Origin of the sequence: Streptomyces sp. NPDC060184 (genome assembly GCF_042728795.1) — a bacterium.
Classification (GTDB): Bacteria; Actinomycetota; Actinomycetes; order Streptomycetales; family Streptomycetaceae; genus Streptomyces.
This window is the reverse complement of the sequence record NZ_JBHWYX010000047.1, coordinates 1-15,154: the sequence shown is the minus strand read 5'-3', so window position 1 is coordinate 15,154 and position 15,154 is coordinate 1. Positions and strand designations below refer to the sequence as shown.

At 70.8% G+C, this 15,154-nt stretch carries 9 protein-coding genes; 5 read left to right on the top strand and 4 right to left on the bottom strand.

What is annotated here, in order from left to right:
* The 3 genes from ACFWEE_RS26380 to ACFWEE_RS26370 form a co-directional block, all read right to left on the bottom strand.
* Positions 1-1,561 (bottom strand): glycoside hydrolase family 6 protein (locus ACFWEE_RS26380; protein ID WP_386892725.1); only part of this gene is annotated, 1,561 nt, incomplete at its 3' end.
* A 248-nt stretch (positions 1,562-1,809) separates the two neighbouring features.
* Positions 1,810-4,563, bottom strand: a complete 2,754-nt coding sequence (locus ACFWEE_RS26375) for a glycoside hydrolase family 48 protein (protein ID WP_386892788.1) — start codon at positions 4,561-4,563, stop codon at positions 1,810-1,812.
* Between the two features lie 225 nt (positions 4,564-4,788).
* Positions 4,789-6,348 (bottom strand): endo-1,4-beta-xylanase, encoded by a 1,560-nt coding sequence (locus ACFWEE_RS26370; protein WP_386892723.1) that lies wholly within the window; start codon positions 6,346-6,348, stop codon positions 4,789-4,791.
* 960 nt (positions 6,349-7,308) lie between these two features.
* Here ACFWEE_RS26370 and ACFWEE_RS26365 point away from each other — a divergent pair.
* From ACFWEE_RS26365 to ACFWEE_RS26355, 3 genes are all read left to right on the top strand, one after another.
* Positions 7,309-7,458, top strand: coding sequence for a hypothetical protein (locus tag ACFWEE_RS26365; RefSeq protein WP_386892721.1), 150 nt, complete (start codon positions 7,309-7,311; stop codon positions 7,456-7,458).
* Positions 7,434-8,630, top strand: a complete 1,197-nt coding sequence (locus ACFWEE_RS26360; RefSeq protein ID WP_386892719.1) for a damage-control phosphatase ARMT1 family protein — start codon at positions 7,434-7,436, stop codon at positions 8,628-8,630. Before ACFWEE_RS26365 ends, ACFWEE_RS26360 begins: the two co-directional genes overlap by 25 nt.
* 455 nt (positions 8,631-9,085) lie before the next feature.
* Positions 9,086-9,943: a DUF429 domain-containing protein gene (locus ACFWEE_RS26355; protein ID WP_386892717.1), complete on the top strand. Its 858-nt coding sequence runs from the start codon at positions 9,086-9,088 to the stop codon at positions 9,941-9,943.
* Positions 9,944-10,011: 68 nt separating this feature from the next.
* Here the strand turns inward: ACFWEE_RS26355 and ACFWEE_RS26350 are convergent, their stop codons facing one another.
* A complete protein-coding gene (locus ACFWEE_RS26350; RefSeq protein ID WP_386892715.1) occupies positions 10,012-11,985 on the bottom strand; it encodes a glycoside hydrolase family 35 protein in 1,974 nt (657 codons plus the stop codon).
* 95 nt (positions 11,986-12,080) lie between these two features.
* Here ACFWEE_RS26350 and ACFWEE_RS26345 point away from each other — a divergent pair, with 95 nt between their 5' ends.
* Together ACFWEE_RS26345 and ACFWEE_RS26340 are read left to right on the top strand one after the other, a co-directional pair.
* On the top strand, positions 12,081-13,097 hold the full coding sequence (locus ACFWEE_RS26345; RefSeq protein ID WP_386892713.1) for a LacI family DNA-binding transcriptional regulator: 1,017 nt from the start codon (positions 12,081-12,083) through the stop codon (positions 13,095-13,097).
* Positions 13,098-13,783: 686 nt separating this feature from the next.
* On the top strand, positions 13,784-15,109 hold the full coding sequence (locus tag ACFWEE_RS26340; protein ID WP_386892711.1) for a carbohydrate ABC transporter substrate-binding protein: 1,326 nt from the start codon (positions 13,784-13,786) through the stop codon (positions 15,107-15,109).
* Positions 15,110-15,154: the final 45 nt, after the last annotated feature.

Below are 15,154 nucleotides of genomic sequence, written 5' to 3'. Positions count from 1 at the left end.
TCAGGCCGGTGTCGGTGTACGAGGTGGTGGTGGAGGAGCCCACCTTCACCCCGGCGCGGAAGATGTCGTAGCCGGTCACGGCGGTGTTGTCGGTGGACGCGGTCCAGGAGAGCGAGACGCTGCTGCTGGTCTTCGCCGACGACGTCAGGCCGGTCGGGGCGGAAGGCGCCGTGGTGTCGGTGCCGGTGCCGCCGCCGGTGATCGGCGGGTAGGCGTTGCGCACGAGCTCCTGGAACTGCGCGGAGAACCAGTGGCCCGCGAGCGGGGAGTTCGGCAGGGCGCCGGTCATGCTGTTGCCGTTGCGGCCGTTACCGGTGTACGTGGGGTCGCACATCCGGTCGAAGCCCTTGCCCTCGTCGTTGGCGACGGGGGCGCTGTTGCCGTCCGACTCCCCCGGGGGCTTGGCCCAGACGTAGGCGTCGATCCCGGCCTCGGGGGCGGCGGTGGGACGCTCGCCGATACCGGCACCGCTCTGGTTGCACCAGTTGCCCGCGTGGATGCGGCGGTCGACCCGGCCGCCGTCCACGTAGGCGTCCACGCTGGTCGTCGGACCGGCGGCGGTGGGACGCGCGGAACCGCCCCAGCCGTTGCGGGCCGTGTCGATCAGCATGCCGATGTTGGAGTTGAAGCCCTGACTCACCAGCAGGGTGCGCAGCGCCTGGGCGAACGACAGCTCGTCGACGTAGTAGTTCCAGTCGACCCACTTGGACTGGCGCACCGTGGTGCCGTTCACCGAGTCGGTGACCTTGAAGTTCGGCTCCTTGAGAGCCGAGTAGTTGGCCGTGTTCACGATGAAGCCGGCGACGTCGTTGACCGTGGCGCCCTCGGACGTGGCGGCCTTCTTGAACTCCGCCGCGGCGGGGCTCATGTTGCTGTCCCAGCCCAGCCAGCCGTGGTGGGCGGCGTCGATGTAGTTGTAGACGTTGGGGATGGCACCGAGGGTGTGCAGCGCGTAGCCGACGCCCTTCTCGTAGTTGCCGTTCGCCTTCATCGTCGCGCAGGCGTCGGTCGAACCGGCCGTGCCGCCCGCGTTGGTGACGATGTTGGGCAGCGAGTCGGGCTCGATGATCGTGACGATCCGCAGGCTCGCGTACGCCGGGTCGGCGAGGATGTCGGCGATCGGGTCGATGTACTCGCTCTCGTACCGGCCGAGCTCGGTCGGACCGAGCTCACCGTTGGACGCCAGCGCGGCGCAGTCGCGTCCCGGCAGGTCGTAGATGACGACCTGGAACAGGTTCGCACCCTGGGCCAGCGCCGTGTCGAGGTGCGCCCGCAGGCCCCTCGCCTCGGAGGAGCCCGTGATGGCCGCGATGCGGTCCATCCAGACGAAGGCTGGCGTGTTGGCGATGGCCGCGCCGCCCGGTTCGGCCGCCGCCTTGGCCGACCAGTCGGGGTTCACGTACGCCGTCGCGCCCACGTAGGGGTTGTCGACCCGCGCCGTGGCTGCTGCCGAAGCGGGGGTGGCGGGAACGGCGACGGCCAGCGCCGCGCCCATGGCCAGCGCGGAGACTGCGGCCAGTCTCTTGCGCAGCCCGTTCTTGATGGTGCCTCTGGTACTCATTGCGGCTCCGTGCTCCTCTCGTACGCCTGCGAGTGCTCCCCGCAGACGGGTTCTTGGGTGTCGACCGGGTGCGGGTGGCCCCTGCGGGGCTCACCACTCCGGTCGGGCCGCCGTCGGTGGGGACGGGGCCTGCGGTGCGTCGTCGGGCTGGGGGGGGGTTGCCCCGATGGCGGGTACGGCGGGGCGGTGGGTGCCCGCCATCGGGAGTGGGAGGGGGCGCCCCGGCCGGAGCCGGGGCACCCGGTCGGTCAGGGGGCGGTGCCCCACGCGAGGGCGCCGGCGACATAGGCCCCGACCTTGGAGGAATCCGCGTACGCGGTGTTGGTGCCGCGGCTGTAGTCGTCGCTCTCGCTGAAGTTGGACCAGTCGCTCTTGTTGAGCCGCAGCTGGAGCTCACCGGTGGACGCGCCGGCGGCCAGCGTGCCCGCGCCGCCGGTGAACCCGACCTCCAGATAGCGGTCGGCGCCTGTCTTCGGACTGGAGACGGCGACCACGGAGTGCGTGATGTTGGACGAGCCGAGCGCCGCGTAGTCGCAGTACGTGCCGAAGGTGCTCGCGCCGCCGTCGGAGGAGAACCAGTACCGCAGCTTCACCGTCGACAGGTCGATCGGAGCGCTGCCGGTGTTGACCACCTGGAGGCCCATCCGGATCTGGTTGTCGGTGGCGGAGGAGTCGCTGTTCTTGTACTGGACCTTCACCGCACCGGTGCCGGTCGAGCCGCCCGACTTCGTGGTGGCGGAGACCGTGGCCGACAGCGCCGAGGTGTTGCCGGCCGCGTCCCGGGCCGCGACCGCGTAGCTGTACGCGGTGGCCGCGGCGAGACCCGGGTCCGTGAAGGACGTGGTGGTGGCGTTCCCCGCCAGCACCCCGTTGCGGTACACGTCGTAGCCGGTCACCGCGGTGTTGTCGGTCGCGGCCGACCAGGAGAGCGAGACGCTGTTGGCGGTCGTCGCGGTCACGGCGAGACCCGCCGGGACCGTCGGGGCATGGGTGTCCCCGCTCGGCGTACCGCCCTGCACCAGCAGCTCCGCGTAGATCGCGAAGGCCAGCGCGAGCGCCGCCTGCGCCCAGAACCGGTGGTACGTGAAGGTGGGCGCGGCGCCGCCGTCCAGGTACGCCTGCACCTTCGGCCAGTCCGGGTCGTTCTTGTACCAGCTGCGGATGCCGATGAAGGTCGACCCCGGCTTGACGGCGTCGCCGTTCGGCATCTTGCCCGACCAGCCGGAGGGGATGTACACCTCGTCGTCGAACCGGTTGTAGTCCCGCCGGGTCTCCGGCACCGAGATGCCCTTGGTGGTGGTGTTCAGCGCCATCGCGTCCAGCAGCGCCTTGGCGAGCGCCGCCGCGTTCTGGTCACCCGACTTGGCGGCGTAGTAGGTGAGCGTCTTGACGTACGCGGCACCCACACCGACGTCGTTGGAGTAGTCCACCACCGTGACGTGCAGACCCGCGTTGGTGCCGGGGGACGCCGCGTTCCAGGTGTCGGGCTGGCCCGACCAGTTGAGCGTGGAGGGGAAGCGGAAGCTGCCGTCGGAGCCCACCGTCGTCTCGGACGAGGCCCAGGCGACCCACTTGGAGAGCAGGGCCTTCGCGGTCGCGTTGCCCGTCTCGTGGTAGTACGCCGCGAGGCGCTCCATGCCCCATGCCTGGAAGCCGAACCAGTTGTTGCTCGCCGGGTCGTGGTAGACCGGCTGCCAGTCGTACGCCATGCCGTAGAAGGTCGGCGTGCCGGTCGGCGGCTTGCTGTAGCTGCCCTCCCAGCTGTTGGTGCAGCCGCCCGCGAAGGCGCCCTCGCTCGACTGCAGCCAGGTCAGGAACTCCAGCTGCCGGGTCAGGCTCTTGGACCAGTCGCCCCTGGCCGTCGCCGACTTGGGGGTCAGCACCGGCACGTTGGACAGTGCCCAGGCCGCCAGCGGGTTCTGGTAGCCCTGGTGGGAGGCGCTGTCACCGATGCGCCAGGCCCATCCGCCGCCGCTGCCGGCCGCGGCCCCGCCCCAGGCGTAGTACCAGGACAGCAGGTAGTGCTGGGAGTCACGGCCGGAACCGGCCGGGCAGGAGGCCGCGTCGGTGCAGTCGCCGACCCGCTTGAAGTACTTGTCGAACATGGCGTAACGGAGGTAGTCGCCCATCTTGGCGGCCTTCGCGACCGAGGCCGCGACGTCGTTCGCCTTGCCCTGGGCGGAGGCCCAGCGGTACGCCCAGTAGGCGGCCTGCACCGCGCGGGCGTCGGCGTCCGGCGCGTTGGTGTACTTCCACTGCTTCGCGTAACTTGAATCGCCGACGAACAGATCGAGATAGCCGTTGGGGCCGCCGTACTTGAACAGGTCCGTGGTGGGCTGCGGGACCGTCTCCCACACCGACTCCTGCGCACCGCGCTGGTAGGTGTTGATGAAGGACGCGCCGGCGCCCGGCCCCGCCTCGCCGCCGGTGCCCGGCTTGTTGCCGTAGCCGTAGACGTTGTCCAGGTCCATCAGCCAGTGCATGCCGTAGACGTCCATCGTCCCGTAGGACGCGGCGAGTTCCGTGGCGAGCGGGTCCGCGCCGGACTTGACCGTGCCGTCCAGGGCCGAGGGATAGGCGCTCGGCAGCGGGTGCTCCGGGGCGTAGGTCGCGGGGGACGACGGGTTGTAGGAGTCGGCGGTCGACTGGTCCGCGTGCTGCGGAATGATCGTCTTCTCGGCCACGGCCCAGGCGGCGTTGAACGGCGCCCAGTCTCCGGTCACCCTGCCGTACGCGGCCTCCAGCCACATCCAGAAGCTGACGGCCTCCGACGTCGTCTGGTGGCCGTGGTCGGGAGCCTCGACCATCAGGGTCTCGACGGAGTGGTACGGCAGGCCGTCCGGGCTGAAGTAGCCGTTGGCGGACGCCTTGATCTTGCCGTACTGGGTCAGGAAGGCCTGGGTGTAGGGGTCGTCGGCCGCAGCCGCGGCGGCGGTGGCGGTGGCGCCGGTCCCTTCCGACGTCTGGGACGCGGGCTTGGCGACGGCGATGCCCTGCGCCATGCCGATGGCGACGATGGTGCCGCCCAGGGCGCTGCTGAATGTTCTACGTGATATCGACACAAATCCTCCGCTGGCGGGTGTCGTTGGGGGAAGGAGGGGGCGAGGAAGGGGGAAGAGGGGGGCGACCAAGGGGTGGTCGTCGTACGGGGGAAGCGGCGTGGGGGTGGTGCGGGGCGGCGGTTTAGGGGGGTGCGGGGGGTTGGTGCGGCCGGTGACGGCCGGGGATCAGGGCGCTACGCCCCAGACCTGTTCACCGCCCACGTAGACGGCGATTTTGGGAGCGTCCGCGTACGAGGTGCCGCTGCCGTGGCTGTAGTCGTCCGACTCGTCGAAGACGGACCAGTCCGACTTGTTCAGCCGCATCTGGATCTCGCCCGTCGTGGCGCCCGGAGCGAGACTGCCGCTGCCGAAGCCCACTTCGAGGTAGTGGTCGGCGCCGGCCTTCGGGGTGTCCATCGCCACCACACGGTGGGTCACGGTGCTGCAGCCGATCGGCGACCAGTCGCACCACGTGCGGTAGTCGGAGGCCCCGTTCCCGGCGGTGAACCAGTACCGGAGGGTCACGTCCGGCAGCGCGACCGCCGTGGTGCCGGTGTTCACCAGTTGGAGGCCGGGCTTGATCTGGTTGTCGCCCACCGACGAGTCACTGTTGCGGTACTGCGCCTTGAGCGCGCCCGGGTCGCCACCCTCCCCGCCGTCGTCCCCTCCGTCGTCCTCACCGCCCAGCGCGGTGCGCACGGCGGAGTAGGCGGGTTTCGGCGCCAGGTTCTCGTCGTACAGGTTGGCCGCGCCCTGACCGGGGAAGGTGCTCGGAACCCACGAGTACTTGTCCGTGTAGTCCCAGACCGTGACGCCGACGCAGCGCTCGACCGCCAGGCAGGCCTCGACCACTTGCCGGTAGTAGCTGGACTGCGTGGTGGTTTTGGTGGCATCGGCGGGCAGTTCCATGCGCACGTCGAGTTCCGTGACGGCCACGTCGAGACCGAGGTCGGCGAACCGCTGCATGTTCGCCCGCATCTGGTACGGGAAGCCGTACTGGACGGCCAGATGCGCCTGCATCCCGACCCCGTCGAGCGGCACGCCCTCGTCGAGCAGTTCGGTGACCAGGGCGTACATGGCGTCGCTCTTCGCGCCGAGCCCTTCGATGTTGTAGTCGTTGAGGTACAGCTTGGCGTCCGGGTCCGCGGCATGGGCGGCGCGCAGCGCGGTGGCGACGTAGTCGCTGCCCATGGCGGTGTAGAAGGGGCTCGTGCGGAAGGTGCCGTCCTCGTTGAACGGCTCGTTCACCACGTCCCACGCGGTGACCGCGCCGCGGTAGTGCGTGGCCTCCTCGGTGATGTGACGGGTCATCGCCGCCTCGACCTGCCCCGACGGCAGGGAGCCGACCCAGCCCGGCAACTGGCTGTGCCAGACGAGCGTGTGGCCGCGCACGGTCTGGCCGTGCTGCGCCGCGAACGCGGTGACCACATCACCCTTGGCGAAGTTGAACTGGCCCTGGACGGGCTCGGTGGTGTCCCACTTCATGGAGTTGCCGGGGGTGATCTGTCCGAACTCGGAGCCCAGGACGGCCGTGTAGGCGGCGTCGGTCAGTTCGGGGTTGTCCGTGGCGGAGCCGAAGTACTTGCCCTGGGCGGCGGCGAGTTCATGAAGTGAGCCCTGCCGCGCGCTCTGCTGGGCCGCCGTCGCCGGCCCACTCGCGAGGGCGAGGGCAAGGGTGAGGGCTCCGGCCAGGAGGGCCGGGAGTCCTCTGGCGCGGTCGTGCTTGCACATCTTTATCGAGCTCATGACAAACGCCTTCCTCTGCCGGGCAGCGTGGAGCGTGGCGGGGCGCGACCGTGCCTCGCCACGCCCTTCACCACCAGGTGCTGGTGGTGAAGGGGGTGAGCGGACTGTGCGGGTATCGGTGTGGGAGCGCTCCCAAGGTGGCGTGGCGTCGAGCACCTGTCAAGACTTGAATCACAACTGTCTTACGGGCGCGTTAACGCGCCCACACCTTGAACGGGCTTTGTCGCAGGTGGGGTTGTCATTTGTCGAATAAGTTCGACGCGCGCGGTCGGCTGTCGAATAAATTCGACGCCCACGAATTCGACGCACTTTGTGTCCTGTCGAATTGAATTCGACACACGCGAAGGAGCGGTGGGGCCCCTCGTGCGGAGCGGCGCGTTCCGGGCCGCAGGGGCGAACGCCCGTGGAGATGCCGGGCGAAAGCCCGAGGAGGTGCGCGGCCTCGGTGCGGGACCGTTCGCATCCGCGTAACGGAAGGCCGGTCCGCACCTGCCGACGCCCTGAAGGGGAGCCGGCCCGTCCGGTGGCACCGGGCAGGCGGCGGTGGCGGCCCGCACGGAGCCCGGGGGAGCCGGTGGCCCTGGCGCGGCCATGACCTTCCGCTGGCCACCCGGGTGGCGCGGCGTCTCCGGGCCGGCCGCACCCGCCAACGCTTCGGGACCTCGCCCCGGGCGCGGGCGCCGGTGGGCGGGATCGCGGCCGGGGCGCGCCGATCGGCCGCTCGCGGCCCGTTACGCCTCCGCACCCGCAAACGGGCCCGGCCGGCACGCGCGCGTCGTTCACCGTGCCGGGCCCCGCGGCAGGCCGCCGCCCTTCCCGCCCCGCCCGAGTCCCGGCGGGCCGGACCGGAAGCGGGCGGCTCCTTGCGATCATGGTCCGGTGAGCGACCGACGCGTGAAGGGCTTGGCACCATGACAGAGAAGAACTCCCGCACACCGGGCCAGGAGGCCGCTCGCGCCGGTGCCCCGCTCGCCGCTCCCGGTGGCCGGGATCCCGGCGGTCGCACTCCTGGCGGTCGTGCTGCCGACGGCCGGGATTCTGCCGGACCCGCTCCCGTGGTTCCTGCTCCCGTGGTTCCTGCTCACGTGGTCCCTGCTCCCGTCGTCCTGAGCGACGAGCCCGACTCGTTCCCCCGGGGTGTGCTGGCCGAGCGCCACCCCGCCCTCATCCGGCAGGTACGGGACGCCTTCCCGTACGGCCCCCGGCAGCACGAGGCCCTCGACGCCCTGCTGGCCGAGATCGCCGACGACGTCGTACGGCCGCTCCCCGACGCGGACGACGACGACGAGCGCTGGGCGGCCTGGGGCGAGGGGTACTTCGGGGGCTCGTGGTACGCCGCGCCGTTCCTCTGGGCGGAGAACTACTTCTACCGCAGACTCCTCGGCGCCGTCGGGTACTTCGGCACGGGGCCGTGGCAGGGCGTCGACCCCTTCGCGCCGTTCAAGCGGGCCGAACTGCGGGGCGAGGCGGTGGAGGAGGAGCTGCGGGCCCTGGACACGCTCGCCGACGCACCGGCCGGTCAGCGGGACACGGCCCTCCTGGGCGCCTCGCTCTGGGGCAACCGCGCCGACCTCGGCTTCCGTATCTCGGCGGCCGAACCGGCGGCGGGGGAGCGGATGGCGGGCGAACCGGCGGCGGGTGACCCCGTGGTCTCGGCGCTGGTCGCCGACGACAGCGGCCTGCTGTGGCAACTCCTGCCCGTCGGCGCCCCGGCCACCGTGGCCGTGGTGGCCGACAACGCGGGCCGCGAGCTGATCCCCGATCTCGTCCTCGTCGACCATCTCCTCGGAAGCGGGCGTGCCCGACGGGTCGTGCTGTACGTCAAGCCCTCCCCGTACTTCGTCTCCGACGCGATGACCGCCGACGTGGTGGACTGCCTCCGCCGCCTCGCCGAGGCACCCGGCGAAGCGGGCCGGACCGGCGGCCGGCTCTGGAAGGCCATGGCCGCGGGAGACCTGGAGGTCCGTACCCACCCGTTCTTCTGCGCGCCGTTCGGGTACGAGGAGATGCCCGATGACCTGCAAAAGGAGTTCGCGGACGTCGCGCTCACCCTTCTGAAGGGGGACCTCAACTACCGCCGCCTGGTGGGGGACCGGCGGTGGGAGGCCACCGTGCCCTTCGCCGCTCTCACCGCGTACTTCCCGGGGCCGGTGGCAGCGCTGCGGACGCTGAAGTCCGACGTCGTCGTGGGCCTGGAGCGGGACGTGCTCGACGCCCTCGAGCGGTCCGGTGCGGCTTGGCGTACGAGCGGCACGCACGCGCTGATCCAGGTGCGGCCGTAGGACGGGGCCGGGCCGGATCGGACGGGGCGAGTCATGAATTCGCATGCGGGATGGTCGAATTCCTCTGCCGGTGCACCGAGCGTGAGCGTCTGCCGCTACGCCGACCGTGATCCTCTGCCGTTACGCCGAACGTGATCTTCCGAAGATCCCGACATTCGATCCCGTGTACGACGGATGTCGCTTCGTTTGAAGACCGGCCGCCCTCATTCGCCTCGCGATCGCACGCACCGGAGGAGGCCACAGGGCCCGCCCTCCGGGCGGACGCTGCTCCCTTCGGTACGCGCCCTAAGCTCGGTGCACCTGGCAGGAGACGGCCAGGCAGTCGGGTGTGCGGAAGGCGGGGGCAGAGGATGACTTCGGGCATGCGGACGGAGAACGCGGTGGCGGACCCATCGGCGACGGACCCATCAGCGACGGACCCATCGGTGACGGACCCATCAGCGACGGACTCGCCCGTGACGGACGTGCGCATGACGGCGGCCCCCATGGTGACGGTCGGCATCGACCTGGCCGGCTACAGCGGCACGACCGGGGTCTGCCGCGTGACCTGGGCGGAGCGACCGGCCGTCGAAATCCTCGACGGCAGGAACGACGACGACCTGCTGGCGGCGATGCGGACCGCCGACCGGACCGGCCTTGACGCGCCCGTCGGCTGGCCGTTGGCGTTCACCTCCCTGCTCGTCGCCCACCGTGCCGGTACGGAACTGCCCGAGCGGTCCCGGTACGCACCGCACTCGGACGGTCGCGAGGGGCTGAACCGGTTCACTCACCGGTTGACCGACGACGTGGCGTGGAAGCGCACCGGGGCGGGGCGGCGCCCGCTCTCGGTCGCCGCCGACAAGCTGGGCGTCGTCGCCCTGCGCGCGGTGGATCTCCTGGGGCGTCTGGCGGGTGCGGGGCCCGCCGTCCCGCGGGACGGCTCCGGTCCGGTCGTGGAGGTCTATCCGGCGTTCGCGCTCACGCAGTGGGGGCTTGCGGGCAAGGGAAGTTACAAGAAGTCCACACCTGCCGCTCGCGCCGCGCGGGCCCGGATCCTCGCCGGTCTCGCCGACGGCTTGGGCCTCGACCTCGGCGAACGTGCGCGGGAGCGGTGCACGCGCAGCGACCACGACCTGGACGCGCTGATCGCGGCGGTGGTCGCACGGGCGGCGGCGTGCGGGATGACCCATCCGCCGGTCACCCGCGAGGAGCGCGACGCGGCCGAGGAGGAGGGCTGGATGCACCTGCCCCGGCGGGACTGCCCGCTGCCCGCCGTTCGGGTCGGGGCGGAGGTCCGTGAGCCGCGCCGCACCGTGCCGTCGCCCTCGTCGTGAAGGCCCGGCGGATCGCGCACGATCCGCCGGGCCCACGGGACAGGCTGTGGTCCGGGACACCGGACCGGTCAGTCGAACTCCTCGATGTACTCCTCCGGCGGACCGAGTTCGGGGCGGTCCCGCAGCTCGACCTCCGCGCCGAGCTGTTCCAGTTCGAGGACGGTGACGGTGTTCTCGCCGGACCGCAGCAGCGGGGCCGGGCAGTACAGGGTGACCTGGGGCCCGATCTCCCAGTAGCGGCCGAGCAGGAAGCCGTTGACCCAGACGAAGCCGCGCCGCGAACCCGGCAGCGCGAGGAAGGTGTCCGCCGGGGTGTCGACGTGGAGCTGGGCGACGGCGAACCCGGTGGTCGGCGTACCCGGGGCGTCGACCGGCGTATCGGTGCCGTTGGCGGTGCCGGTGCCGGTGCCGGTGCCGGTGCCGGTGGCGGACGCGGTGCCGGTGGCGGCCACGGGACCGGTGGCGGACGTGGTGCCGGTGGCAGGCGCCGCCCCGGTGGAGAGCGCCTCGGAGAGTTCCGCGTCGGACCACTCCTGGAGCGCGACCGGCGCGCTCTCCCAGCCCTGCACCGTGCGCCGGTCGACCAGGACCGGGCCGAGCAGGCCCTTGTGCCCGCCGACGGTCGGCCCGTAGTTGATCCGGCCGAGGTTCTCGACGAGGATCTCGAGCTTCACCGTCTTGCCGGTCCCCGCCACGGGCAGTTCCCGCGTATCCGCGTCGGCGATGCCGAGGAAGGTGCCGTCGACGAAGACCAGGGCGCGGTCGCGCACGTCGGTGAGGGTCAGCTGGTGCGTGCCCGCCGGGATGCGCGGGTGCGCGGTGTAGAGGACCATGCCCGCGTCCAGGCCGAGTTGCTCGAACGTGGCGGGGCGCGGGGCGGTGCCGGTGGTCGTCGGAGGTACGGCGCGCAGCCCGGCCAGAAGTCCGGCCCGGTGCGTGAGCGGGGCGCGGGCGGGCGGGAGCTTCGGCAGCCGCTCGGGCGAACGGAGGGGGCCCTCGGCGCCCAGCACCTCGCGCATGGCGAAGAACTTGGGGGTGAACGAGCCGTCCTCGGCGATCGGCGCGTCGGAGTCGTAGCTGGTCACCACGGGCTCCAGACGGCCGTCCGTCTCGTTGGCACCCGCCCACAGACCGAAGTTGGTGCCGCCGTGCGCCATGTAGATGCTGACGCTGCCGTTGTCCGCGACGATGCCGCGCAGGGTGTGCACCGCGCTCTCCACACCGCGCACGTGGTGCCGCTTGCCCCAGTGGTCGAACCAGCCGTTCCAGAACTCGGCGACCAGGAACGGCTCTTCGGGGCGACGGCCGGCGAGGAGTTTGCGGGCGGCCTCGGGCTTGGAGCCCAGGGTGGCGGCCATCAGGGTGCCCGGCAGCGAGCCGCCGTCCAGCATGAGCTCGGTGGGGCCGTCCGCCGTGAACAGCAGCTCGGTGATGCCCCGTTCGGTCAGCGCCTCGCGGCTCCAGCGCATGTAGGCGTGGTCGTCGCCGTAGCTGCCGAACTCGTTCTCCACCTGCACCGCGACCACCGGACCGCCCTCGGACGCCTGGAGCGCCGCGATGCGGGGGATCAGGTCGTCGAACCAGGAGCCGACGGCCGAGGTGAACACCGGGTCCGAGCTGCGCAGGGCGAGGTCGCGGCCGGTGATCCAGCCGGGCAGACCGCCGTTGGACCACTCCGCGCAGATGTAGGGGCCGGGCCTGACGATGACGTCGAGGCCTTCCTCCCCCACGGTGCGGATGAAGCGTTCGAGGTCCCGCCAGCCGTCGAAGCCCGGAGCCCGGTCCTCGCGCGGCTGGTGGAAGTTCCACGCCACGTACGTGTCGATGGTGTTGAGCCCGAGATCGGCGATCCGGCGGATGCGGTCCCGCCAGAGATCGGGGTGAACCCGGAAGTAGTGCAGCGCTCCCGACAGAATGCGGTGCGGAACGCCGTTGCGGTACATGCGGCCTTCGCGCCAGGACAGAGCGGCGGTGGCGGGGCCTGCCGTCGCATCGTCCGTGGGGCGTGCCGAGGGGATGTGTGTCGTGGGCGACTCAGTCACGGCGCGAGCGTATGTTATCGATGACATGTATAACAAGCTTGGTAGAGTCCAGCAGCCGATCCCGGAGGATGGAGCGTCTTGAGCGAGGACATCTCTTGAACGAGGACATCGCGAGGCCGAGACAGCCGAGCATGGCCGACGTGGCCCGGATCGCCGGAGTGTCGGCGCAGACCGTGTCACGCGCGCTGCGCGGTTCGCCGAACGTCACTCCCGACACCAACCGGCGCGTGCTCGCGGCGGTGGAGCAGGTCGGCTACCGCTTCAACAGCGCGGCCAGGGCGCTCTCTTCGGGCCGCAGCCACACCATCGGGCTCGTCCTGCTGGAGTCCGGCGGGTACTACTCGCGCTCGGCGGTCACCGCCGGTGTCGAGTCCGCCGCCGGAGCGGCGGGGTACGCGGTGAGCATCGCCACCATCGCCGGGCTCGACGCCGGCCTGATGGAGCGGTCCCTGGCCAAACTGGCCGACCAGGGCGTCGACGGCCTGGTGATCGCCGTGCCGCTCCTGTCGGTGACGCAGAAGATAGAGGACCTCACCCGCGAGATCCCGACCGTCACCCTCGACGGGTCGCGGACGCAGGGCGCCCGGGTGCTTGGTATCGACCAGGCGGAAGCGGGCCGGCTGGCCACACAACACCTGCTCGACCTGGGACATCGCCAGATCTGGCACGTCGCCGGGCCGGACGAGTGGATCGAGGCGCGACAGCGCCGCCAGGGCTGGCAGGAGTGTCTGGGCGCGGCCGGGATCGAGCCGCCGACCCCCCTGGAGGGGGACTGGTCGCCCGACTCCGGCTACCGGCAGGGGCAGATCATCGCGATGATCCCCGAGGTCACCGCGGTCTTCGTGGCGAGCGACGAGATGGCGTTCGGGGTGATCAGGGCCCTGCGTGAACGCGGCCGGTCGGTGCCCGACGACGTCTCGATCGTGAGCGTCGACGACATCGCGCTGGCGGCCTACTGCGCGCCGCCCCTGACGACCGTCCGGCAGGACTTCTACGGGTACGGCGCGGCGGCCGTCACGCTGCTGCTCCAGGGGGAGGCCGGCGTCGGGGAGTCGGCCGTCACGGCGTCCCTGTCCGTACGCGGCTCCACCGCACGGCCGCGCCGGAGGTGAGGCCGGGGGTCCCCGGCCCCGGCTCCCTCTCGCCCTCCGGCTCCCGCGCGCCCTCCGGCTGCCTCGCGTCGTCCGGTTCACCCCGTTTCCCCATGTGACAGCACGGAACGTCCTGTTCGTCACCGGTCGGCGACAGAAGCCCAGTTCATCACTTTTTCGTCACGATGGGTCTCGTTCGCCCCGGCTTCATGAGGTCTGGCGCCCTTCCAGGTGCGCCCTTTCGTCCCGCTCGTGAGTGGTTCGCGGGGTTTCGGTGCCGGTTCCGGGCGGGTCCGTACGAAAAAAGTCACGGGCGACCGGGTGGCGCCCCGTGACCGTACGGACGCGTCCGCGTGTCCGGGCGTCGTGCCGGAACTCCCTTGTGCCTACCGGGTGCTGATGCCCGGCCGGTGTCCTGGCGCGACCTTGTCCGAGGCTCCGGACGGGTCGGGCGGGGCGGCCCGAATGGCCTCGATGTGAGCAGTTCGTTGAATCGACCTCATCTGACCCCTTGCGCCGTCATGTGATCGATGCCATCGTACGCACCATGTTATCGGTGCCACCGTAACAACGCCGGATCAACGAAGATCCAAGTCCGGCCCTGCGGTGGCGCGGCGCCGGGCGATGTGGCCCCCGACAGGGGTCCCGCCCGGCCCGCTCTGCCACTCGCAGTCGGATGGGCAAACTGTCCCCGGGAAGGACCCCCAATGAGGAGATCGCTCGCCTTTGCAGGCACCGCCGTGACGGTGCTCGGGCTGCTCGCCACCGGATGTTCGGGAGGCGGGGACAGCGCGGACTCGGGCAAGACGACCCTCAAGGTCGCAGCCCTCGAAGGCGGCTACGGCCGGGACATGTACGCGCAGGTCATCAAGGCCTACGAGGCGACGCACCCGGACGTCGACGTCCAGCTCCAGATCTCGAAGAGCATCGAGGACGAGATCACCCCGAACATGAAGGCCGGCAAGTACCCGGACGTCGTGGTGCTCGGCCAGGGCCGCAAGGCCGCCCTCACCGAGACCCTGGTCAAGGACAAGGCCGTGGAGGACCTCACCCCGGTCCTCAAGGCGAAGGTCCCCGGCGAGACCAAGACGGTCGGCGACAAGCTCACCCCGGGCATCGTCGGCAACCTGAACACCAACCCGTACGGCACGGACAAGACGTACCTGATGCCGATGTACTACGCGCCGACGGGCCTCTTCTACAACCAGGGCCTCTTCGAGAAGAACGGCTGGAAGACCCCGGCCACCTGGGACGAGATGTTCGCGCTCGGCGACAAGGCGAAGAAGGCGGGCATACCCCTCTTCACCTACCCGACCGCCGGCTACCTCGACTCGTACTTCTTCGCGCTGCTCGCCGACGTCGGCGGGGAGCAGTTCTACACCGACGTCATGACGTACAAGAAGGACATCTGGAAGTCGGCGAACGCCAAGAAGGCGCTCGACATCACGACCAAGCTGCTCAGCTACGCCGCGCCGACCACCGTCGGCTACGCCAACGAGCAGGACTTCACCAAGAACCAGCAGTCGATCCTGGACAACAAGGCGCTGTTCATGCCGAACGGCACCTGGATCACCGGTGAGATGGCGGACGCCCCGCGCGCCGACGGCTTCACCTGGGGCCTGACCCCGCTGCCGGCCGTCACCGCCGGAGCCAAGCGCTACCTGACGACCTCGGTCGAGTCGGTCTGGGTCCCCAGCGCCGCGCAGCACAAGGACGCGGCGAAGGACTTCGTCGCCTACCTGTACTCCGACGAGGCCGCGAAGATCTTCGCCAAGTCGAACGCGATCCAGCCGATCCAGGGCATCGCCGACAGCCTGACCGGTGAGAGCGCCTCGTTCTACAAGCTCTACGAGGACCCGTCGGTCTCCGCGCTCGTCGGTGGCTTCGCGAGCACCTCGCCGGTCGAGGGCGTCGACATCAAGTCCACGCTCTTCGACACCGCCAACAGCATCATCAGCGGCGACACCACCGAAGCGAAGTGGCAGTCCGCGCTGAACGAGGCCAGCGAGAAGCTGCGCCAGGCGGGCAACTGACGTGCCCGGCGGCGACCCGGCCGACCCGGGGCGCCGCCGGCGCCT